The following is a 21,381-nucleotide window of genomic DNA, read 5'->3' on the forward strand; positions in this document are numbered from 1 at the left end:
TCGACGAGAGTTAAGCTGAGTAATTTTAGCTGCTATCAGCAAAAAGAATCTAAAAACCCTTAGCGCGCCTGTCCTCCTGGCTTCGAGCTAGGAAATGCAGGCGCGCCGCTTCAAGCTAGATAAAATTACTAGTGACTGTCAACTGGGAAGTAAAACTAACCTAGTAGGTCTCCACATGCCAGCGATGAGCCTTCTTCAGGCTTTTTTGATAATCAGACCAGGTGACCCCTTGCTTACCAGCGGCATCTGTGAGGGCGGCATCAATACCATCTTCCATCCCTTTGAGACCACAGATGTAGGTGTGGGTTTTTTCTTGTTGGATCAGATTCCACAATTCATCAGCCTGCTCAGCCACCCGATGTTGGATGTACATTTTGCCGCCTTCTGAATTCTTCTGCTCACGGCTGATTGCGTAGGTTAAGCGGAAGTTATCTGGGAACTGCTCCTGCAACTCTTCTAGTTCTTGCTTGTAGAGAACGTTGGGAGTTGTAGCAACACCGAAGATCAACCAAGCTAAACCTTTGAACTGATAGTCTTCGTGTTGTTCCTTGAACATCCGCCACAGATAAGCGCGGAATGGTGCAATTCCTGTACCAGTTGCCATCATGATCACGTTAGCTTCTGGATTTTCGGGTAAGAGCATTTCCTTACCCACTGGTCCAGTGATTGCCACATCTGCTCCCACCTCAAGATTGCACAAGTGGGTGGAGCAAACGCCCTGAACTGCTTCGCCTGTTTCTGGGTGCTTGTATTCAAGTTGTCTAACACAAAGTGAGACTGTTTTGTCATCTATCAGGTCACCATGGCGGGTGGAAGCAATAGAGTACAATCTCAGCTTGTGAGGTTTACCTTGGTCATCTTCGCCTGGTGGAATAATACCAATGCTTTGACCTTCGAGGTATCGCAAATCCCCAGCGGATATATCAAAGGTTAAGTGACGGCAAGTGCCAATTCCACCCTCACGAACTAACTCTTCGTTTCCTATACACTTACCAATGAAGGGGTTTTTGGGTCGGTATATATTTACTGGAATATCAGCCTTTGCTTTCTTTTCTTGCGCTTGAGTCATAGGTTTGCCTTGATTTTCTGACTTGGTTTGCTGTGGTTCAGCTTGAGATTTAGCTGTGACCTGCGCTCCATTGTCAGCAGTTACTGGCTGAATGCTGACAATTTTGCCACCCATACGAGTAATTCGTTGCATTTCTTGGTTCATGCGACCGTAAGGCACTGTGATAAACACACTGCCACTTTGACGAATCGGGTAGTTTATCTTGTCAGTGTCCCCACCCTGACCGAGACCTACCACTTCGTAAACAAACATGCGACTCCCAAATTCCGTAGGATTGGCGGAATTAGCAGCTACGCTAGGACTGTACATGGCTTCAATATCTCCTGACAGAAGTGGCTGTATTCTGCTGGAATTTGCCCTCCACAGTCAAGCAGACTACACTTCTAGCTTATGGATAGGCTAATTCAGAGCTCAATAAAGCACTAATTTCAAAGTACTAATTTCGCGATACAGCCAAGGCTATGCCAGCCCTGTTTTAAGTTTGCTCAGGGGAAGTCCACCGCAGCATTTCTATTACCAGCTTAACCAGTCATTTAGGCAAAACTGTCAATGTAGAGTCATTTTCATATTTTCTTTAGCTAAAATGTCCAACAAACCTTAGCATAGGTATGGTTGAAGACAATGCTCCTCGGAATGAGCCTTGTAGGGTGAGATCCCCTTTTGGTAAAATTCACTTTCAGCAGCTAGTACTAAATACTTACGCCGTGCCTTACTTGAGTCTTCCCTGGGGGAATTTACTTGATACATTGTGCCTTCGTAATGTCTCGTCAAGCCAAACCGTAAACAGGGGGATTGACCTCAGGGCAAGGATTTTACTTGCTGAAAACTCATTATAAAAATATGTTTTGCGTTAGAGGGAAGATATGACCGCTCAGCTCAACCGTGTGGTAGTAATTGGTGTTGCTGGAGACTCTGGATGTGGTAAATCCACGTTTCTGCGCCGCTTGATAGATCTGTTTGGCGAGGAACTGATGACAGTCATCTGCCTAGATGACTATCACAGTCTTGATAGAAAACAGCGTAAACAACAGGGAGTTACTGCGCTTAACCCCAAAGCAAATAACTTTGACCTGATGTATGAGCAAGTCAAAGCGCTCAAGAATGGTCAGGCGATCGATAAGCCGATTTATAACCATGAAACTGGTGAACTCGACCCCCCAGAGCGGATTGAGTCTAATAAAATCGTAGTGATTGAGGGGCTTCACCCGCTCTATGATGAGCGAGTGCGCTCACTGGTAGACTTTGGAGTTTACCTAGACATTGATGATCAGGTCAAAATCAACTGGAAAATTCAGCGAGATATGGCAGAACGGGGACACCGTTATGAAGATATCCTCGCTTCTATCAATGCCAGACGCCCAGACTTTGATGCTTACATCGAGCCACAGAAGCAATACGCTGACGTAGTTATTCAGATCCTGCCCACGGAGTTGCTCAAGGATGACAAGGAAAGTAAGATCCTGCGGGTACGCCTGATTCAGAAAGATGGCATGGAATATTTCACCCCTGTTTATCTGTTCGATGAAGGGTCAACTATCGACTGGCGGCCCTGTGGTCGTAAGCTGACTTGTGCCTACCCTGGTCTCAAGATGTTCTATGGACCAGACGCCTACATGGGTAACGAGGTTTCGGTTCTAGAAGTAGACGGTCAGTTTGACAATCTAGAGGAGATGATTTACATCGAAAGTCATCTGAGCAATACCTCGACCAAGTTCTATGGTGAGATGACTGAGCTAATGCTCAAGCACCCGGATTATCCTGGTTCCAACAACGGCTCTGGCTTGTTCCAGGTTCTAGTTGGCTTGAAAATGCGGGAGACTTACGAGCGTCTGAATTCTCAGGAAACCAAAGTGACAGCCTCAGTATAATCTCTTGTGCCTTTAAGTTTAATTATTCCGTGCTGCGCGAGATGCCAAATTTGGCTCTTGCGCTTTATTTTGTAAGGGTAAGCCTTACATTTAGAGCCACTGGGAAGAGAGTTATGAGAGTTTGGATGATCAGCTTTCTAGTTTTGTTTGGAATAGTGGAACTTTATCAATGGATAAGAGATTTCACTTTGCCACTACCGGTGTTTATTTTGAGCGGAGCCTTGTTAGCGATCGCTTCCAACTATGACAAGTCTACTGATTGGTCTTGGGGAGAGCAGCCAACCAAACCTGATACCGATCAAGTAAAGATACTCAGCACCAGAGGCTTAACAAATCCACCCAATTGGAAAAATCTTCATCAATCTTCATCACAGTCGATGCTGAAGACCCAAAGTTCAATATCCTTCACTATCCGTCGTCCTGAGCCAAAAGTTAAGGATAATGACAGGAGTGGCTAGATAAAATCAGCCAATAGTACTCTTGGCAGGTTAGAGTTGCAGACTCAAAACTAACAATTGCTCAAACATAAGAAGCCGAGAACTCGACACTCTAACGATCCAGGTTCCGCTTCATTCGTTCGAGTTCTTCATCGGTCTCCCAGCGTTTAAATTTTTCTTCTAGGGGGTCTGAACCACTGTAGAGGTTAGGATTGCTACTCTGACTCCAACTAGATGTCTCCCAGCGCGACTGAGCCTGATAATTAGCACGAGCAGCTTTTGCCTCTGCTGCTTTTGTTTGCACTTCTTGGCGACGTTTTTGAATTTGAAGCAGTAATTCTTTAGACTTTGTAATTCTTTGTTTGACCCCTTCCATCTGTCCCCAGATTTGGTTCCCTTGACGCAGCAAAGAAGCTTCTCGTTCCTGAGCAGCTTTTGCCAAGTCGTCTCTGCCGTGAGACTTTGCCTTCTCAACTCGCTCATGCCAAAGCTGGATGTCTTGAGCAATATTGAGAATCTGCTGCTGTAAACGCTTTTCCTCTAGTTGTAAGTCTGCCGTTAGACGCAGTGTATCTTTTTCCTGCTCTCGGAGCTGTTCTTCTAATGCCTGTAACTCTAGGTGAGGATTATTACGGATAAATTCCTCTAGGCGGTTTTCTAGAAACCGATTGAGATCATCAAATAAGCTCACTATAGAAACTCCTAAGCTCAGACATTAAAACAACTTACCAGGATTATCTCTCAACCATAAGTACACCCCTTAATCACCTCTAAGGGGTAACAGAGGCACTAATCACAGATAGCTACTTTCACTGCTTATGACAACTACAACTATACACAACCTGTTTTTTCGCCGTCACTGGTTGGTCTGGATGCTTCGCTCATTGACACTCAGCTTTCTAAAGACAAGGTGATTCTTGGGCTAGTGGTGCGCTTGACTACTTCCCCTCAAGGGAAGATAGACACTACAAGCTCAGATACTGGTTTAGAAGCTCAATTAACAATCTTTTTTTAGAACTGTTGACCAGCGTAAATTGAGCGGACTTCTCCATTACGTCGGATCACAGCTTCATCATTAGCCACAGAGACTAGAGTCCAGCCACTAGCACCGATTGCTTCACCGACATAAACTCTCTGGGTGATGCCATCCAGATCAAACAAGGCAGCAGAGTTAGCTCCCAATTCCACCAATCCGACCAAAGTATGCTTGGCTATCGGTGTTGGTGATGGCTGAGTGGGAGAATTTTCTACCACTTCTGGTGCTGGTGTTACCTCTTGAGGAGCAGTTTGTGCAGGGGGCGGCTGTACTACCACGGAAGGTGCTGGGACTGGAGGTTTTGCTGCCACGGAGGGTGCTGGGGCTGGAGGTCTTGCTGCCACGGAGGGTGCTGGGGCTGGAGGTCTTGCTACCACCGCTGAGGGTGCTGGGGCTGGAGGTCTTGCTACCACGGAAGGTGCTGGGGCTGGAGGTCTTGCTACCGCCGAGGGGATTCTAGGGGCTGAGGGTCTCTGGGGCTGATAAACAGGGTAGTAGACTCTTTCCAGGACTGTTGGTGCTTGCTTTAGGGCGACGGGACTGTTAGCAGAAGCCAAGGCTTGTTGTGAATCTGGGTTGGTACCAGAGACAACTGCTGTCTTAGTTGCTTGGTTAGTTTGTCTCTTGCTGTCGATTATTTCCAGCGATCGCTGCATATATTCGACAAACTGGTGATCAGATGCTGAGAGCTGGCGATTTTCCAGTGATGATGATGAATTTACTAAATTGAGTAACCATGACCAAGTTAGCTTTCCCTGCTTAGTGAGTAGTAAGAGGGCAATTGCCACTACCACAGCAATAAAACCAGTACCCAATAAAAATTTTTCAACAGACCAAGCCGACCGCTTAGTCTGATCAGAGCTGGCTGTGTCCTGTATAGCCGTCTCTAAGGGCTTAGCGAGCGCAGACTCTCTTGGCTGATTACTTGGTCGTTGTGATAGTTCCTGCGGTGGTATTACCGCAGGTGGTCTGGTGATTTTCGGAATCACAATCGACTTTAGGGCGACATATTCTGGCTTGACTAGCTCTGTTGGCAGGGTGCTACCACCCTCTAAAACCCGGTCAATGTCCGAAAATAGATCATCCATTAAGGTATCGGCATCGGACTCCGCCGACCAGGGCTTGATGGAAGAAGGAACATTCAAGTGCTCTCTAGCCCCTTTTTTAGTGCTGACGTCCTGAGACATGGATTGCTCACTCTCGCGGCTACATACTACATAACTAACAACATGCTCGAAGGCATTGCCTCTTGATTAGATTAACAGCGAAATTACTGATTTTGGGACAACATTCTCTAACGTGGAGGGAAGACGCCTTAGCTAACGGCTTCTTTAACAGGAAATGATACCTTAGCAAGAACTAGGGAACCTAAACTCTTTTGTCAATTATCGTCTGATTATCCCATGTAGGGAGATCCGATAAGAGGGTAATTAAGCCTAAGGAGAAATTGCTGAAGCCATGCGCGATCGCACTTCTAGATAAACTAGCAAAGCATTAATATCGGCTGGGTTAACGCCACCAATTCGGGAAGCTTGACCAATTGTCAGGGGTTTTACTTTTGTGAGCTTTTCGCGAGATTCCTTAGAGAGAGTTTCAATAGCTGCGTAATTCAAATCTGCTGGTAATTGTCGGTGTGCTTGCTTGGCTACCTGATCAATTTGATTTTGCTGACGCTGGAGATAGCCAGCGTATTTGACGTCAATTTCCGCCCCTTCTCGTTCCTCTTGGTTGAGCTGGGGATTTCCTAATCCATAGTGGTCGAGATTGATGTAATGGAAGCCGGGGCGTCGCAGCAAGTTAGCTAGGGTAATTGAGCCTTTGATCTTTTGCTGAGTATCAGTAGTGATCGCTTGTCCCAATGTTTCATTTTCCTTCACTCGGAAGTTTTGCAGTCGCTCTTTTTCTGCTGCAATGTTAGCTTGCTTTTGCTGAAATAGTTCCCACCTGCGCTGGTCAATGAGACCGAGTTCTCTTCCCAGGGGTGTTAGGCGTCTATCGGCATTATCAGAACGCAGTAGGAGGCGATACTCTGAGCGGCTTGTCAGCATCCGGTAAGGCTCCCGCAGTTCTTTGTTACACAAGTCATCAATCAAGGTGCCTATGTAGCTCTCCTCGCGGGGAAAGACTACCATTTCTTGATGCCGCCCATAGCGAGTGGCATTAATCCCTGCCACAATGCCTTGTGCTGCTGCTTCTTCGTAGCCTGTAGTGCCATTAATTTGCCCAGCACAAAAGAGCCCTTCAATGTTCTTAGTCATCAGAGTCGGGTAGCATTGGGTTGCTGGCAAGTAATCATACTCAACAGCATAGGCAGGACGCAGCATACTGCAATTTTCCAATCCAGTAATGGTACGCAACATCTGTAGTTGTAATGCTTCCGGTAACCCAGTGGAAAATCCTTGGATGTAAAGTTCTGGAATTTCCCGTCCCTCTGGTTCAATAAAAATCTGGTGGCTTTCTTTATCGGCAAAGCGAACAATCTTATCTTCGATACTGGGGCAATAGCGTGGACCTTTGGCATCGACCCAACCGCCATATACAGGGGAAAGGTGGAGATTTTCCCGAATTAAGCGATGAGTCTCTGCTGTTGTACGGGTGAGGTAGCAGTTCATTTGTTCCCGTTCTAGCCAAACTTCGGGGTCAAAGCTGAACCAACGTACTTCCTCGTCCCCCGGCTGGGGTTCCATCTTGCTATAGTCCACTGAGCGCTTGTCTACTCGTGCCGGTGTTCCCGTCTTAAGTCGCCCGGTTTCAAAACCAAGACGGTTCAGGGTTTCCGTTAAACCGAAAGCAGCAAATTCACCAGCGCGTCCTGCTGCCATAGACTTGTCACCCACCCAGATGCGTCCACCAAGAAAGGTCCCGGTAGTCAGCACTACTGCCGGAGCCTGAAATGCCACGCCGAAGTAAGTTTGTACACCAGTAACCTCTTGATTAGCACCCAGCACCAAATCGGTGACCATGCTTTCACGGACGGTGAGGTTTTCCTGGTTTTCGACAATTACCTTCATCACAGCAGCGTATTCACGCTTATCGGTCTGTGCCCGCAATGCCCAGACTGCTGGCCCTCGTGAGCAGTTGAGTACCCGTTTTTGCAGATAGGTGCGGTCAGCCATTTTGCCAATTTCCCCACCTAAAGCGTCCACTTCGTGGGTTAACTGAGACTTCGCTGGTGCTCCCACCGCTGGGTTGCAGGGTTGCCAAGCAATTTTGTCTAGATTAAGGGTCAGTAATAAGGTGCGACAGCCAAGACGTGCTGCTGCCAGGGCGGCTTCACATCCGGCGTGACCTGCCCCTACAACAATTACATCAAAAGCGTCTTGAAATTCTACTGAGGAATGTAGGGTCATGGTAAGCGTCTGAGCAGCAAGGACTCATGCTTAATTTTAGCGGTTGCCTATCCAGATCTGCGTTAGTTTTGAATCTCTAACTTTTTTGTAGCTTGGTAGAAGTTAATTAAGAACTGGTTAAAACAAAAAAAACTTAGTCATATGACTAAAAAAAACTGATAATACTACCGAGATCCATCCAACAAAGGTCATAATGCCGACAAGTACGGTTGCACACAGGTATCTGTGAAATACTTCTTTTTATCTGAAGGTTGGGTAGTAGGCCGCGTCTGGGAGTTCGGCGGTCTTTGGAACGAGAACAGCTGGCGACGAAAACCAGACATTGAGCAAATTAACCTTTGTATCCTTGAGCAAGGGGAAAAATTATGGCTCTATCGCGTTGAAGATGCTGTTCTTATGATCGAAGTCAGGCCGACGCCTGAAGCTTCGGCTGACTCAGCAAAGACCATTGGTCAAGTCGTTCTTAAACGCCTAATTAGTGCTGAGCAAGTCATCGAAAGACTGGCAACACCACAAAGCTTTCTGAGCACCATAGACGGGGGAGATCAGTGAAGTTTTGTAAATAAATTTAACTAATTGTTTCTTATTTCAGAGAGGAACTCTTATTGTTGGCTTGTTGGCGCTTGCAATCGCTCCTCACAATAATTACAATTCTTTAAACAATCTTCAGCTTCGCAGACTTCTTAGTCGCGAAGTGTGAAGTTATCTTGCCTAAATTGCTTTACTGAAGTTTGAGCAGTTTAAAGACAGGTTCTAACATCAACAAGAAAAGAAGCTTCAAAGTCAAAACTCTATCTTCTGAGGAGGAGCGTAGTCAATGGGACTACCTTGGTATCGAGTACACACAGTCGTCCTGAACGACCCAGGGCGTCTGATCGCTGTACACCTGATGCACACAGCCTTAGTGGCTGGCTGGGCCGGCTCAATGGCCCTGTATGAATTAGCAATCTTTGACCCTAGTGACCCCGTGTTGAACCCGATGTGGCGTCAGGGTATGTTTGTTATGCCATTCATGGCACGCTTGGGAGTTACAGAATCCTGGGGTGGCTGGAGCATCACTGGCGAAACAGTAACAGATGTGGGTTTGTGGTCATTTGAAGGCGTTGCCGCCACTCACATCATTCTTTCTGGTCTTTTGTTCCTGGCTGCCTGCTGGCACTGGGTTTACTGGGACTTAGAACTCTTTAGAGACCCACGTACTGGCGAACCTGCGCTTGATTTGCCAAAAATGTTTGGCATTCACTTATTCTTGTCTGGTCTTCTGTGCTTTGGCTTCGGTGCCTTCCATCTCACAGGACTATTCGGACCGGGAATGTGGGTCTCTGATGCCTATGGGGTAACTGGTCATCTTCAGCCAGTGGCTCCAGCTTGGGGCCCAGAAGGATTTAATCCCTTCAACCCCGGTGGCATCGTAGCCCACCACATTGCGGCAGGTATTGTTGGCATCATTGCTGGTTTGTTTCACTTAACTGTCCGACCACCAGAGCGCCTTTTTAAAGCTCTGCGGATGGGTAATATTGAAACCGTACTTTCCAGTAGTATCGCCGCTGTATTCTTTGCTGCTTTCGTGGTGGCAGGTACGATGTGGTACGGCAGTGCGGCTACACCAATTGAACTGTTTGGCCCAACCCGTTATCAATGGGATCAGGGCTATTTCACACAAGAAATTGACAGACGCGTGCAAGCCAGTGTGACCTCAGGAGCAAGTTTTTCAGAAGCTTGGTCCGAGATTCCAGAAAAACTGGCTTTCTACGATTATGTGGGTAATTCACCAGCCAAAGGCGGTTTGTTCCGCACCGGCCCGATGAATAAAGGTGACGGTATTGCTCAAGCTTGGCTTGGTCATCCGGTATTTAAGGATGGTGAAGGTCGAGAGTTGTCAGTTCGTCGTCTGCCCAACTTCTTTGAAACCTTCCCTGTCATCTTGACAGATGCTAATGGCATAGTTCGTGCCGACATTCCCTTCCGACGAGCAGAATCCAAATATAGCTTTGAGCAGACTGGTGTCACAGCAACTTTCTATGGTGGCGCTCTTGATGGTCAAACCTTTGAAGACCCTGCTCTGGTGAAGAAGTACGCTCGTAAGGCCCAGGGCGGCGAGCCGTTCTTGTTTGACAAGGAAACCCTAAACTCTGATGGTGTGTTCCGCACCAGTCCAAGAGGTTGGTTTACTTTCGGTCACGCGGTGTTTGCCCTACTATTCTTCTTTGGACATATCTGGCACGGATCTCGGACTATCTACCGTGATGTATTTGCCGGTGTTGAAGCCGATTTAGAAGAACAAGTTGAATGGGGTCTCTTCCAGAAAGTGGGTGATAAGACCACTCGTAAGAAAGAGGCTGTCTAGAAAGTCAATTAACTAAAAGCCAAAAGGTAAAGGGAGGAATTTTAGATTTTGCCTTTGCCTTTTGACTTTTACCGTTGCTTGGCAAGGTAGACTAGTAGATACATAGGTAATCAGAGATTATTGACATGGAAAGCCTTGCTTATATATTGGTTTTGACATTAGCAATCGGTACTCTGTTTTTTGCGATCGCTTTCAGAGAACCGCCTCGGATTAACAAATAGCTAGTAGGGAATTAGCTTTACCGGTTCCGGTGGCTTTTTCCCTTGATTGATAGCACAACAAGTTTATAGCTATTGGCATGTCTTGAGCCGCAAAGCTCTACCTTTTCCTTGAGTTAAAGGAAATTGGATAGGCGAAAGCGAGCTCAGGCTTTTGTATTTATTGCTCAGCCGCGAAAATAATCCTGCTAAAACTTTACGAGGCTAGTGAGCAGGTTGATGAACTCGTTTCTCTTCTCCTAAGACACGAATTGCTTAATTTTGCTTTTGAGCCTTGGGTTCTAAGAAAAATGATTCCCTCTAAGTGATGATTTCTCAAAAATAACTTTGGCACATTTAGAGGAACTTTGAGGAAGAAAACTTCAACAGCAATTTTGCATCTCCTCTTCGGTGGTGCTTAGCGACGGTAGGATGTTAAACAAGCATCCTGGTCAGAGCTTTCTGGAATTTTACAGCCTTCGACTTCACTCTGCTCCGAAAGGACTTTCCAATATGCGATGCCCCTATTGTCAGCACACCGAAAGCCGTGTTCTTGAGTCTCGTTCCACAGAAGCAGGACAGAGTGTTCGGCGGCGTCGGGAGTGCTTGCGGTGCAAACATCGCTTCACTACTTATGAACGTATCGAATTTGTACCTGTAACTGTGATCAAACGGGATGGTCGTCGGGAATCTTTTGATCGCTCCAAGATACTAAGGGGAATTGTACGCGCCTGTGAAAAAACCGGAATACCTCAAAGACGCCTCGAAGTATTGGTAGATGAGATTGAAGCACAATTACAGCAGGATTTTGGGCGAGAAGTAACTAGCAGGGAAATTGGCGAATTAGTACTCCACTATCTGCGAGGCGAAAGCGAAGTAGCCTACGTGCGTTTTGCCTCTGTTTACCGACAGTTTCAAGGAATTCGAGATTTTGTCGATACTTTAGATCATCTCCAGAGTCACTCAGAACTTCTCGGAACGTCGGGAGTTCGGCAAAAAGACGTTGTAAAAGAGAACGAGAGAGAACCTCTGCATTGGCAATAATGCCTTCCTAAATCTGCATAGAAGCTATTCTTAGTGTTATACATTAAAGGCTTACCTAATCTTCTTGGTGAGTGGAGTGTGGGAGCCATCAACACCGCTAAAATCTATACAAAAAAGCTTTTCCAGGAAAACTATCACCCTTTCCCTTCAAGGCAGCCAAAGCTTTTAAGCTTTTATGAAGGGAAAATGTCCTTACTTGATGACGAGTAAATCGGCAAGTTCGGCAACCAAACAATTCGAGCTTGAGATATAATTACCTGTCGGGGCTTTATCAAATCTTTTAAAATAAGGTGGAGACAAAGCAATGTAGGTGTAGGCGGCCCAATGCCGAGGTTCATGTACATCAACAGGAGGCAGAGTCATTACGCAAACAACATTAGGAAACCCAAAGCACATGCTCAGTCAGAAAACAACTGTTAAAGATATTGGCTTCACTCACGAGGACTTTGCCGCCCTACTAGATCAGTATGATTATCACTTCAGTCCTGGTGATATTGTTGCTGGTACCGTATTTAGCTTAGAGCCGAGGGGTGCTCTGATTGACATTGGTGCGAAAACCGCCGCATACATTCCGATTCAGGAGATGTCAATTAACAGGGTCGATAACCCTGATGAAGTATTACAATCAAACGAAACGCGAGAATTCTTCATTCTGACAGACGAGAATGAAGATGGGCAGCTAACCCTTTCTATTCGCCGCATTGAGTACATGCGCGCTTGGGAGCGCGTACGGCAGCTGCAAGCAGAAGACGCCACTGTGCGCTCTCTAGTTTTTGCCACTAACCGTGGTGGAGCTTTAGTGCGAATCGAGGGCTTGCGTGGTTTCATTCCCGGTTCTCATATCAGCACTCGTAAGCCGAAGGAAGATTTAGTCGGAGAAGAACTGCCACTAAAATTCCTAGAGGTAGACGAAGATCGTAACCGACTAGTACTCTCTCATCGTAGAGCGCTGGTTGAGCGTAAGATGAACCGCTTAGAAGTCGGCGAAGTTGTTATTGGCTCCGTGCGGGGTATTAAACCCTATGGTGCCTTCATTGATATTGGCGGTGTCAGTGGTTTGCTGCACATTTCTGAGATTTCCCACGACCATATAGATACACCCCACAGTGTCTTCAATGTTAATGATGAAGTAAAAGTCATGATCATTGACCTAGACGCGGAAAGAGGTCGGATTTCTCTCTCAACCAAGCAGTTGGAGCCAGAGCCCGGTGACATGATCAACAACCGTGATCTTGTTTACGATAAAGCGGAAGAAATGGCCCAGAAGTACCGAGAAAAGATGCTGGCGCAACAGCAAGGCATCAATCTTGAAGAACAAGCAGAAGAAGCAGAACAAGCAGAACAAGCAGAACAAGCAGAACAAGCAGAACAAGCAGAAGCCACTGTTGAATCAACAGAAATTGAAGAGCAACTACCATCTGCGACAGCAACAGAAGATGAATAAAGGGAGTGTTATTGACGCGCCCAGTTGTAGATTAAATCAAAGGAGGGAATTTCCCTCTTTTTTTTTAGTCGATATTTACTGTAGTAGTTTTCGATGATTGATGAAGAAAAGTTAACCACAGATAGATACAGATAAACTGAGATTTGTCCTGTGGTTTCTATCGACTTTTGCAAGAGGTTTACTGTTTTTTGGAGGAGTATTAGCTGTTGGCAAAACTTTGCTGTCGGGATGTCAGATTCCCTAACATTGAAGCAGTTATTTTTGATAAAGATGGCACGCTCGAAGATTCAGAAGTCTTTCTCAGAGAATTAGGGCAAAAGCGAGTACGCTTGATTGATGCCCAAATTCCCGGAGTTGGAGAACCACTCTTGATGGCTTTTGGCATTCAGGAAAATTTCCTTGACCCCACTGGTTTAATGGCAGTTGGTAGCCGTCGCGAAAATGAAATTGCTGCTGCTGCCTATATTGCCGAGACTGGTCGTGGTTGGCTAGAATCATTAGCGATCGCTCGTGACGCTTTTGCAGAAGCGGATAGATATCTTAAAGATATTGCTGGTACTTCACCTTTATTTGCTGGTAGCCTAGAAGCATTAAAATTACTCTCAGAGGCTGGTTTAAAGCTGGGAATCCTATCAGCGGACTCAACTCCCAGAGTGCAGGAGTTTGTCAAACGTCACCACCTGACAGCTTACATCCAATTAGAGCAGGGCGCCGATCAAGGTATTAGTAAACCAGACCCAGCTTTGTTTATTCAAGCTTGCCAAAGTTTGGGTGTTGAGCCAGCATCTACCTTAATGATAGGAGATTCTGCTGGTGACATAGAGATGGGACACGGCGCTGGTGCTGCTGGTTGTATTGGCATCTGCTGGGGTTCAACAACAGCAGCGCATCTGGAAAGTGCAGATGTGTTGATCTCCCAACTAGATGAAATTCAAGTCCTTGATTAGCTACACTCAATGATCAGGAATATTGCTACTAGTAGAGGAAGTATCGCTATTCTTCAGCAAGCTTTGATTTTTAATCGGCATTCTGAATAAACAAACGCGTTTGGCAAAGAAGTATTTCTCTTGCTTGTGCATTTCCATTTAAACAAAGTCTAGGTCAAAATTAGAGTAGCAATTCTATCAAAGCAACTTTTTGGGGAGATTATAATTTGAATGCCTTCTCATACTCTAAACTTTAGAGGTGATTTTGAGAGCAAAAGTAGGCAAAAAATTGCTGTTTATTACTATGCCTTTATGGGAGGTGGTGCAGAAGCAGTTGCTCTCTGGATATTAGAGGCTTTACAAACAAGATATGATTTAACTTTATTTACGACGACCAAGATTAATTTTGCTCAGCTTAATTCCATGTACGGAACTCAACTATCAAGTGAGTTGATCGAGGTTAAATATTTTGTACCAGATTTATTGCGCTCAGTATCTCATTTTTTAATTGCCAACAATGAAATTTTGAGAAAGCTATTTATTCACGCTCTAATTCGCTACTTTAAAGCCCATCAGAGTGAGTACGACTTGTTACTATCTGCCTATAATGCAATGGATTTGGGACGAACAGGTATTCAGTATATTCATTGGATTAAAGTAGTTGAAGGTAATGCTTTGCATCACCAAATCTCCCAGTTCTCAGAAGAGCAGATGAGAAGCAATATTTCCGTTGCTAATTCTTACCAAGTTGCAGCAGAGGTCAAAAGGCAATATCATCTTGATTGTCAAGTTATCTATCCTCCCGTAGCTCTTGATATTCCGGAGGTTTCCTGGGAGCAAAAAGAAAATGCTTTTATCTGTAGTGGAAGATTAACAGAAGCAAAACAACCTCACAAAGTCATTCAAATTCTGAGTGAAGTTCGGGCGCAAGGTTTTGATATCAAACTGTACATTACAGGGGGGGGTGGCGGTGTTTATGCCTGGAAGTACAGACGCTTTGTCAAACGAATGGTAGAAGCTAACTCTAATTGGGTAAAGCTTCATGAAAACCTTCCCTATAAGGATTATATAAATCTACTAGCTCAATGTAAATATGGCATCCACTATAAGAAAGAGCCTTTTGGTATTTCCATTGCCGAAATGCTCAAAGTAGGTGCAATTCCCTTTGCGAGAAGTCAAGGAGGACAAGTTGAGATAGTAGGAAAAGAAAATCAAGAATTATTATTTGATCATGAACAAGAAGCTGTAGAGAAAATAATTAGCGTTCTCAGTAACTCCGAAAAGCAGCAAACACTACTTAGCTCTCTTGAGAAACAAAAAAACTTATTTTCTACAGATAAATTCGTATCAGAAGTCAACGAATTTATTACTAATTATTTTCAGTTGGTTAGCTAATATTCTCAAAACAATAATTGCTTAATGAAGCTTTTTTTTTATAGAAGGGATAACACTAAGCCAAATTTTGGCGATGAACTAAATTTATGGCTTTGGGAAAAACTAATTCCCGGTATACTTGATGATAAAGAGGATACTGCCTTTTTTGGCATCGGTACACTTTTAAATAATCTAGTTCCTGAACGGGTTCCTCAAGCTCGCAAGCTAGTAGTTTTTGGTACTGGCGTAGGCTATAACAAAGGCTTACCAACTATCGATAAGTCTTGGCATATTTACTGTGTCAGAGGCCCGATATCAGCCTACAAACTGGGACTACCACCTGAGTTAGCAGTCACCGATGGAGCGGCTTTAGTCAGACGGGTATATCAACCCATTGCTCCTAAAGTTTATCAATTCGCTTACATGCCTCACTTTACACAATCCATCTATGGTGGTCAATCTTGGAGTGAGGTTTGTCAACAAGCTGGAATTAAATACATCGATGCACGCTGGCCTGTAGAGCAAGTATTATCTATCATTAGCCAGACGGAGGTTCTTTTAACGGAAGCGATGCATGGCGCAATTATTGCAGATGCCTTACGCGTACCTTGGATTTGTGTTCATACAGCTGCTGCAATTCTTCCTTTTAAGTGGCTCGATTGGTGTGAATCTATTGGTGTACAATACCAACCGCATCGTTTAATGGAGTTAAGAGATCTCCCACCAGAATATAGCATGGGGAGAATTCGTGGAATTCGAGGTAGCCGTTCAGCTATTCGTGCTTCTGTTAATCATTGGCTAAAAAAGCGGATAATTGCCGAACAATTAACAAAGATTGCCAAAGAAGTACCTCCACATCTAAGCAATGATAACTATATTGAACAGCTAACTGTTGAACTGGAAACAAGGCTACAAAAATTTAAAGATGATGTGGCAGCAGGTACTTTTTAAGAGTATCCTATTTGAGGATTAATTAAAAGGGCTATATATTTAATCTGTGTATCCTGTGGCAAGACTTGCATCTACATCTGTGCCTATCTGTGGTTAATTTTTGGCAGGCATAATTTGGATGATTAGATAAAGTTATTCTCATCCCTATAATCCTCCTTTCTAGATCAAAATTACAGATTATTTATTGTTTTCTTGAACTTTCTTCAAAAAACTCCAGGGTTTTGAGGAGATTAAGTGCTGCAAAGTAAGCTTCTTCAGTTAATTCTTGGCGTTCTTCCGTGCTGTCTACCAAATTATCAACTACTAACTGCAAGAAGCCAATCGTGGGATTAAGACGAGTGCGAATCTCATAAGAGGCTTGGATTAAAGCCTCGTTAACTGCTTCTTGAGTAAGAGTATTGATATTTGGCTCAAATTGCATACTATAAAGACGATTATAATGACCGTCTTTAGCCAGCAATTCTTCATGAGTTCCAATTTCTACAACTTGTCCTTCTTCCATCACTGCAATTTGATCAGCTTTTTGCACAGTAGATAGTCGATGAGCAATTACAACTGTAGTCCGTTCTGTACAGAGTTCATCAATTGCTTGTTGTACCAATCTCTCGGAAATAGTATCTAAAGCGCTGGTAGCTTCATCTAAAATTAGGATATCTGGATTTCTTAGCAATGCACGAGCAATCGCAACTCTTTGTTTTTGTCCTCCTGATAGCATCACACCACGGTCGCCAATTTCTGTATTAAAACCTTTAGGTAAATGCATAATAAATTCGTAGGCATTTGCCCTTTTTGCTGCTTTAATTACTTCTTCTTTGCTAGCATCTTGCCAACCGTAAGCAATATTATAAAAGACGGTATTGTTAAATAAAAATGTATCTTGACTGACTACTCCCAGCGCTCGTCTCACTGTTGTGATATCGTATTCTCTTAAATCTTTGCCATCTAACAAAATTCGACCCTGAGTTGGATCATAAAATCTTGGTAACAAATCTGTGAGAGTTGATTTCCCAGCACCAGAAGTACCAACTAGCGCTAGAGTTTTCCCCTTAAGAAGGCATAAATCTACTTGATTAAGTACTAGCTTTTCATGACCAGGATAGGCAAAACTAATTTTCTCAAAATCAATACTTTTTGTTAATTTTGTGAAAGGAACCGAGCCATTAATCATGAAGGGTTTTTGCTCTCGCTGCAAGAAATCAGCAACAACCTTCACACTGGCAGAATTATTAGCAAGTTGACTACGGTTGGTGTTTAATTGACCAACAAATGGGAGTAGTCGGAAAAGAACCACCAGATAAGTTAGTAGGACAGTAGCAACTGACTCTAGTTGTTTGGAAAATAAATAATTGCCCAAAACAACAATTAATAATAAAGCAATAATTCCCGTAATTTCATTAACTGGCCCAATTATTGCAAAATTAGCTTGCGACTGAAAATCGGCATTCTCCCGCTCTTTAACCAATTGAGAAATTTGCTGGTATGTACTTTTTTCTTCACCAACACTTTTAATTAAACGAATACCATTGAGAGCCTCTAAGATAGCATTGGACAAAGCTCTTGCTTTGTCCGTAAAAATTTCTCCAAATTGCTTAGCACGACTTACAAAATATTGGTTAGCAAGTCCCACTATTAGTAAGAGAACTGTAGAAATGATAGTCAACTGCCAAGATATCAGGAGCAAGATTCCAACAAAAACTAAAATAGTGGCAGCATTAGTAAATAATTTTACGGCAATTTTAATGGCACTAGCTGCTCGGTTAATTTCATTATTTAGGCGATTCATAATATCGCCCAGTTTACTCTTAGAATAGAAATCTAAATCAACTTCTAGCAGTAGCTCCATACCTGTGAGTCGCATACTGTTAACTAGGGAGCGTGAAAGGTGACCACTCGCTAAGGTACTCCAATAATTGGCAAGGTTTTTCAGAATAATTGCTACCAGAACTCCTCCTGTCATAATAGCTATTCTTTTCTCTCCAGAGAAAGCATCAAAAACTGAGATAAATGTCTGAATAATTGCTGGTGATTTTTTAAAATCAATTCCCTCTTGACCAGATATCTCTAATAAAATAGGAACAACTAAAGTGGTGCTAATTCCATTGAAAACTGCACCAGAAAAACCGAGAATAACGGTAAGTGCAACCAGGCTTGGATATTTGAGTGCATAGCTAAGAAGGAGCTTATTAGAAGACATACCCTATTGCCATGAAATATAACCTTGATAAGATAGTAGTCATCAATAATTTATAAGAAAAAATTAACTACAGATCCACAAGAAATAAAATATGCAGTTTTTGCAATTCACCTAGAATTGCTATAGATACTGAAATAACTATTCAAGATTAGCAATTACCCCCTCAAGAATTGTTGCCATTGCTTCGATACTATAATGCTCAATACATCTTGCTCTCGCTCTAAAACCACGCTCATTTGCCTCGTCTAAATTGTGCAATATTTCTTCAATTCCCTCTGCAATTTGTTGCGGTGCACTAGGTTCAACTAAGTATCCTGTATTACCTAAAATTGCTGGCAAATCTCCTACCATAGTTGCTAACACTGGCTTAGCCATTGCCATTGCATCTGTCAGCTTTAGGGGGAATTGAGCTTTAGCTGCAGGTGTATCTCGCTGGGGAACAACTACAATGTGAGCAGCCGCCACTACATCTGGCATTTGTTTAGCAGGATATTTCGGGAGTTTGATAATCCAACGTCCCCATTTTTTAATCAATTGATGATCATAGTCATCGTAGGGACTACCGCCGACAATCACCAATCTCAGATCTGGTTGATTTAAGTGATCTAGAGCCAACAAAACATCTTCTATACCTTTATATGGTCGCGGTGCTCCGGGAAACATTAAAACTCGATAATTAGCCAGACCATAACGCTTTCTACTACTTTCTGGATCATGCTGCTTTGGGTCAAATAATGAAGTATCTTTACCATTGGGTAAATATACGCCGCCAAAGCGTTTTTGCAGAAACTGCGTATGTATTGTAATGGCATCAGCAGAGGAAGTTAAGCCTTGGATCCACTTTAAATAAAGGGGATGATCAGGATTTTTTAGTGCACCATTAGGCTTCAAAATATCTCTGGCAAATTGCTTCAAACTAGGATGATACTGCCAGTCATCGCCACCATGCCAGCTTAATTCCCAGTCATCTATGTCCAAGATAACGGGACACCGAGTTTTAAATTTTTGAACAAGAGCCGCCCCAAAGCTTGTTGGTTTTAGTTTACTAGCATAAACAATATCCCCCTTAATTTTTTTAGTCAGTTCATTTATTGCCAGTATAAATTTAGGATATTTGTCAGCTTTGATATAACTAATGGGTATATCAGTTAGAGGAATAGGTTCTAAATTATCACTAGGAATAAAACCAACAATTTCTACTTCGTAATTAAGTTTCCTTAAGGCTTGGTACAGTAAAAAAGGACGAACAGCTCCTCCCCATCTGCCAGAACCACTACTAGATAAGTCACTAACAACTAAAGAAACTTTACTTTTCATCGTTGGTTGTTACAACCCAACTGTTCAGTTAGGGAGAGATGCCAATTGATCATTAATCCTGTCAGATGATCAGCCTGATTACTGTAAGTAACCATAATCGATGCAGGAGGAACTATTTCCCCCGCATCCTTTTACCTTTCTATACCTACAGTAGCTGTGCCGCCACTCGAAGAAGCACTTTGAGCCGATGACTACCTGAATGTTAGTCGGTGTCTAAGTGTGACGTTTTTGATGCCACTGCCAAGCATGAGCAATAATCTTACTCAAGTCTGAGTATTGGGGAGACCAACCCAATATTTTTCTAGCTTTGTCACTACTACCAACAAGAGCAGGTGGGTCTCCAGCTCGGCGCTCGCGCTCTACTGCCTTAATTTCCTTTCCTGTTACTACTCTGGCTGTTTCAATTACTTGTTTGACAGAAAAGCCGTTGCCGTTACCTAGGTTAAACACTTCACTTTTACCGTCCTTAAGCAGATATTCTAAACCCAACACATGAGCGTCTGCTAAATCACTGACATGAATATAATCTCGCAGACAAGTACCGTCAGGTGTGGCATAATCGGTGCCGAAGATGGAAATTGACTCTCGCTTACCTAAAGCAGTCAACAGAACTAAAGGAATCAGATGAGTTTCCGGGTTGTGGTCTTCACCAAGTAAACCCTCTGGGTTAGCACCAGAGGAGTTGAAGTAGCGAAACACTACTGACTCTAAACCATAAGCACTACCAAAGTCAGCCAGCATCTGCTCTACCATCCGCTTACTGGTAGCATAGGGACTCATTGGGGCTAGGGGATGATCTTCTGTCATCGGCACCTGCTGCGGCATGCCGTAAATAGCACAAGTCGAAGAAAAGACCAATTGCTTGACCTCTGCTGCCACCATGGCTTCTAGGAGGGTTAGCGTACCAGTGACATTATTACGGTAGTATTTAGCTGGGTCGGTGACCGACTCTCCTACGGCAATATAAGCAGCAAAATGCATTACTGCAGAGATGTCGCGGCTAGAAAATAGCTTGTCTAAAAGTGTGCGATCGCTGATATCCCCAACTACCAACTCCACCTTAAGGACATCTTCCACTAGCTCTCGATGCCCGTATACCAAATTATCAAGTACGATCACTTCGTAGCCTGCTTTTTGCAGAGCTAGGACAGCATGGGAACCAATATACCCAGCCCCCCCGGTAACTAAAATAGTTGCTTTTTTTTGCGACACTTTGATACCTTAATTTCTACTTTTTCTTTGAGCCGAATCTGGTATTTGCTAGTAATTGCTGCTGAGCTAAAACTAAAATAGGTGTTAGTTTATACTGTCATTGAAAGCAACTACTAAGTTGTAAATATTTGACGAGTAAATATTGCTCTAACCCCTGATTAATCAGTTAAAGCTTGTCTGTACCTCTGTATAAATTCTGAGTTCGGACTCTACTCACCCTGGCTTAAGAAGCGTACCTGACGCTTACCTCGATGCATTGCCAAATACCAACAAACTGTAGCTATCAGGATGCTTTTATTCGAGCTATTGACTTTGGCCAATATTGGTAGTTTGAGTAGTTAGTCAACCAGCTTCACACGACCCGCTTGTACATCGTCAAAGATGCGATTGATTTGGCGACGTTCTTCATCAGTAACATTGTAATCAGAGAGTATCGCTGTCGTCATCTGAAGATACTCTGGACGAGCTAATTGGCCCTCAGAAAGAATCTGATCTACTTTTGCCTGAATGTTCAAATTTGATTGACGCTGAGGTGTCGGTGCCATAGGAAGAGACGCATCTGTAGGTTTTTGGATTATTGTTTTAGTCCCATACCCTGTTATAACCCTTAGTTGC

Annotated in this window: 18 protein-coding genes; 10 read left to right on the plus strand and 8 right to left on the minus strand. The window is 43.7% G+C overall.

Features of this window, described 5'->3' with window-relative positions:
* Positions 1 to 160: 160 nt before the first annotated feature.
* Positions 161 to 1,378, minus strand: coding sequence for a ferredoxin--NADP reductase (gene petH / locus ACT7WV_RS14650; RefSeq protein WP_445103587.1), 1,218 nt, complete (start codon positions 1,376 to 1,378; stop codon positions 161 to 163).
* A gap of 554 nt (positions 1,379 to 1,932) precedes the next feature.
* Here petH and ACT7WV_RS14655 point away from each other — a divergent pair.
* Together ACT7WV_RS14655 and ACT7WV_RS14660 are read left to right on the plus strand one after the other, a co-directional pair.
* Positions 1,933 to 2,937 carry a phosphoribulokinase gene (locus tag ACT7WV_RS14655; RefSeq protein WP_445103588.1) on the plus strand — a complete coding sequence of 335 codons (1,005 nt, stop codon included), beginning with the start codon at positions 1,933 to 1,935 and terminating at the stop codon, positions 2,935 to 2,937.
* Positions 2,938 to 3,050: 113 nt separating this feature from the next.
* Entirely contained in the window at positions 3,051 to 3,395 is a 345-nt protein-coding gene (locus ACT7WV_RS14660) for a hypothetical protein (protein ID WP_445103589.1), read from the plus strand.
* Positions 3,396 to 3,486: 91 nt separating this feature from the next.
* Here the strand turns inward: ACT7WV_RS14660 and ACT7WV_RS14665 are convergent, their stop codons facing one another.
* The 3 genes from ACT7WV_RS14665 to mnmG form a co-directional block, all read right to left on the minus strand.
* Positions 3,487 to 4,065: a TIGR04376 family protein gene (locus ACT7WV_RS14665; RefSeq protein ID WP_445103590.1), complete on the minus strand. Its 579-nt coding sequence runs from the start codon at positions 4,063 to 4,065 to the stop codon at positions 3,487 to 3,489.
* Positions 4,066 to 4,385: 320 nt separating this feature from the next.
* Positions 4,386 to 5,597 carry a hypothetical protein gene (locus tag ACT7WV_RS14670; RefSeq protein WP_445103591.1) on the minus strand — a complete coding sequence of 404 codons (1,212 nt, stop codon included), beginning with the start codon at positions 5,595 to 5,597 and terminating at the stop codon, positions 4,386 to 4,388.
* Between the two features lie 249 nt (positions 5,598 to 5,846).
* Positions 5,847 to 7,760: a tRNA uridine-5-carboxymethylaminomethyl(34) synthesis enzyme MnmG gene (mnmG, locus tag ACT7WV_RS14675; protein WP_445103592.1), complete on the minus strand. Its 1,914-nt coding sequence runs from the start codon at positions 7,758 to 7,760 to the stop codon at positions 5,847 to 5,849.
* 225 nt (positions 7,761 to 7,985) lie between these two features.
* Between mnmG and ACT7WV_RS14680 the strand changes: the two genes are divergently transcribed.
* The 8 genes from ACT7WV_RS14680 (at position 7,986) to ACT7WV_RS14715 (ending at position 16,043) form a co-directional block, all read left to right on the plus strand.
* A complete protein-coding gene (locus ACT7WV_RS14680) occupies positions 7,986 to 8,312 on the plus strand; it encodes a hypothetical protein (protein WP_445103593.1) in 327 nt (108 codons plus the stop codon).
* Positions 8,313 to 8,577: 265 nt separating this feature from the next.
* A complete protein-coding gene (psbB, locus tag ACT7WV_RS14685) occupies positions 8,578 to 10,107 on the plus strand; it encodes a photosystem II chlorophyll-binding protein CP47 (RefSeq protein ID WP_445103594.1) in 1,530 nt (509 codons plus the stop codon).
* 125 nt (positions 10,108 to 10,232) lie between these two features.
* On the plus strand, positions 10,233 to 10,328 hold the full coding sequence (locus tag ACT7WV_RS14690) for a photosystem II reaction center protein T (RefSeq protein WP_445103595.1): 96 nt from the start codon (positions 10,233 to 10,235) through the stop codon (positions 10,326 to 10,328).
* Between the two features lie 489 nt (positions 10,329 to 10,817).
* A complete protein-coding gene (gene nrdR / locus ACT7WV_RS14695; protein WP_445103596.1) occupies positions 10,818 to 11,348 on the plus strand; it encodes a transcriptional regulator NrdR in 531 nt (176 codons plus the stop codon).
* 394 nt (positions 11,349 to 11,742) lie between these two features.
* Entirely contained in the window at positions 11,743 to 12,792 is a 1,050-nt protein-coding gene (locus ACT7WV_RS14700) for a 30S ribosomal protein S1 (protein WP_445103597.1), read from the plus strand.
* Between the two features lie 206 nt (positions 12,793 to 12,998).
* Positions 12,999 to 13,739: an HAD family hydrolase gene (locus ACT7WV_RS14705; RefSeq protein WP_445103598.1), complete on the plus strand. Its 741-nt coding sequence runs from the start codon at positions 12,999 to 13,001 to the stop codon at positions 13,737 to 13,739.
* A gap of 210 nt (positions 13,740 to 13,949) precedes the next feature.
* A complete protein-coding gene (locus tag ACT7WV_RS14710; protein ID WP_445103599.1) occupies positions 13,950 to 15,113 on the plus strand; it encodes a glycosyltransferase in 1,164 nt (387 codons plus the stop codon).
* Positions 15,114 to 15,137: 24 nt separating this feature from the next.
* Entirely contained in the window at positions 15,138 to 16,043 is a 906-nt protein-coding gene (locus tag ACT7WV_RS14715) for a polysaccharide pyruvyl transferase family protein (protein ID WP_445103600.1), read from the plus strand.
* A 181-nt stretch (positions 16,044 to 16,224) separates the two neighbouring features.
* Here ACT7WV_RS14715 and ACT7WV_RS14720 read toward each other — a convergent pair whose 3' ends face one another.
* From ACT7WV_RS14720 to ACT7WV_RS14735, 4 genes are all read right to left on the minus strand, one after another.
* A complete protein-coding gene (locus tag ACT7WV_RS14720) occupies positions 16,225 to 18,237 on the minus strand; it encodes an ABC transporter ATP-binding protein (RefSeq protein ID WP_445103601.1) in 2,013 nt (670 codons plus the stop codon).
* A 138-nt stretch (positions 18,238 to 18,375) separates the two neighbouring features.
* Entirely contained in the window at positions 18,376 to 19,554 is a 1,179-nt protein-coding gene (locus tag ACT7WV_RS14725; RefSeq protein WP_445103602.1) for a glycosyltransferase family 4 protein, read from the minus strand.
* A 213-nt stretch (positions 19,555 to 19,767) separates the two neighbouring features.
* Positions 19,768 to 20,766 (minus strand): UDP-glucose 4-epimerase GalE, encoded by a 999-nt coding sequence (gene galE / locus ACT7WV_RS14730; RefSeq protein WP_445103603.1) that lies wholly within the window; start codon positions 20,764 to 20,766, stop codon positions 19,768 to 19,770.
* 338 nt (positions 20,767 to 21,104) lie between these two features.
* Positions 21,105 to 21,311, minus strand: coding sequence for a hypothetical protein (locus ACT7WV_RS14735; protein WP_445103604.1), 207 nt, complete (start codon positions 21,309 to 21,311; stop codon positions 21,105 to 21,107).
* Positions 21,312 to 21,381 lie beyond the last annotated feature (70 nt).

The organism is Symploca atlantica LB2515 (assembly GCF_052546295.1).

Coding starts and splice junctions, on each gene's coding strand:
- petH (WP_445103587.1), bottom strand. CDS start 1,378: ATGTACAGTCCTAGCGTAGCTGCTAATTCCGCCAATCCTACGGAATTT.
- ACT7WV_RS14655 (WP_445103588.1), top strand. CDS start 1,933: ATGACCGCTCAGCTCAACCGTGTGGTAGTAATTGGTGTTGCTGGAGAC.
- ACT7WV_RS14660 (WP_445103589.1), top strand. CDS start 3,051: ATGAGAGTTTGGATGATCAGCTTTCTAGTTTTGTTTGGAATAGTGGAA.
- ACT7WV_RS14670 (WP_445103591.1), bottom strand. CDS start 5,597: ATGTCTCAGGACGTCAGCACTAAAAAAGGGGCTAGAGAGCACTTGAAT.
- mnmG (WP_445103592.1), bottom strand. CDS start 7,760: ATGACCCTACATTCCTCAGTAGAATTTCAAGACGCTTTTGATGTAATT.
- psbB (WP_445103594.1), top strand. CDS start 8,578: ATGGGACTACCTTGGTATCGAGTACACACAGTCGTCCTGAACGACCCA.
- ACT7WV_RS14690 (WP_445103595.1), top strand. CDS start 10,233: ATGGAAAGCCTTGCTTATATATTGGTTTTGACATTAGCAATCGGTACT.
- nrdR (WP_445103596.1), top strand. CDS start 10,818: ATGCGATGCCCCTATTGTCAGCACACCGAAAGCCGTGTTCTTGAGTCT.
- ACT7WV_RS14700 (WP_445103597.1), top strand. CDS start 11,743: ATGCTCAGTCAGAAAACAACTGTTAAAGATATTGGCTTCACTCACGAG.
- ACT7WV_RS14710 (WP_445103599.1), top strand. CDS start 13,950: ATGCCTTCTCATACTCTAAACTTTAGAGGTGATTTTGAGAGCAAAAGT.
- ACT7WV_RS14715 (WP_445103600.1), top strand. CDS start 15,138: ATGAAGCTTTTTTTTTATAGAAGGGATAACACTAAGCCAAATTTTGGC.
- ACT7WV_RS14720 (WP_445103601.1), bottom strand. CDS start 18,237: ATGTCTTCTAATAAGCTCCTTCTTAGCTATGCACTCAAATATCCAAGC.
- ACT7WV_RS14725 (WP_445103602.1), bottom strand. CDS start 19,554: ATGAAAAGTAAAGTTTCTTTAGTTGTTAGTGACTTATCTAGTAGTGGT.
- ACT7WV_RS14735 (WP_445103604.1), bottom strand. CDS start 21,311: ATGGCACCGACACCTCAGCGTCAATCAAATTTGAACATTCAGGCAAAA.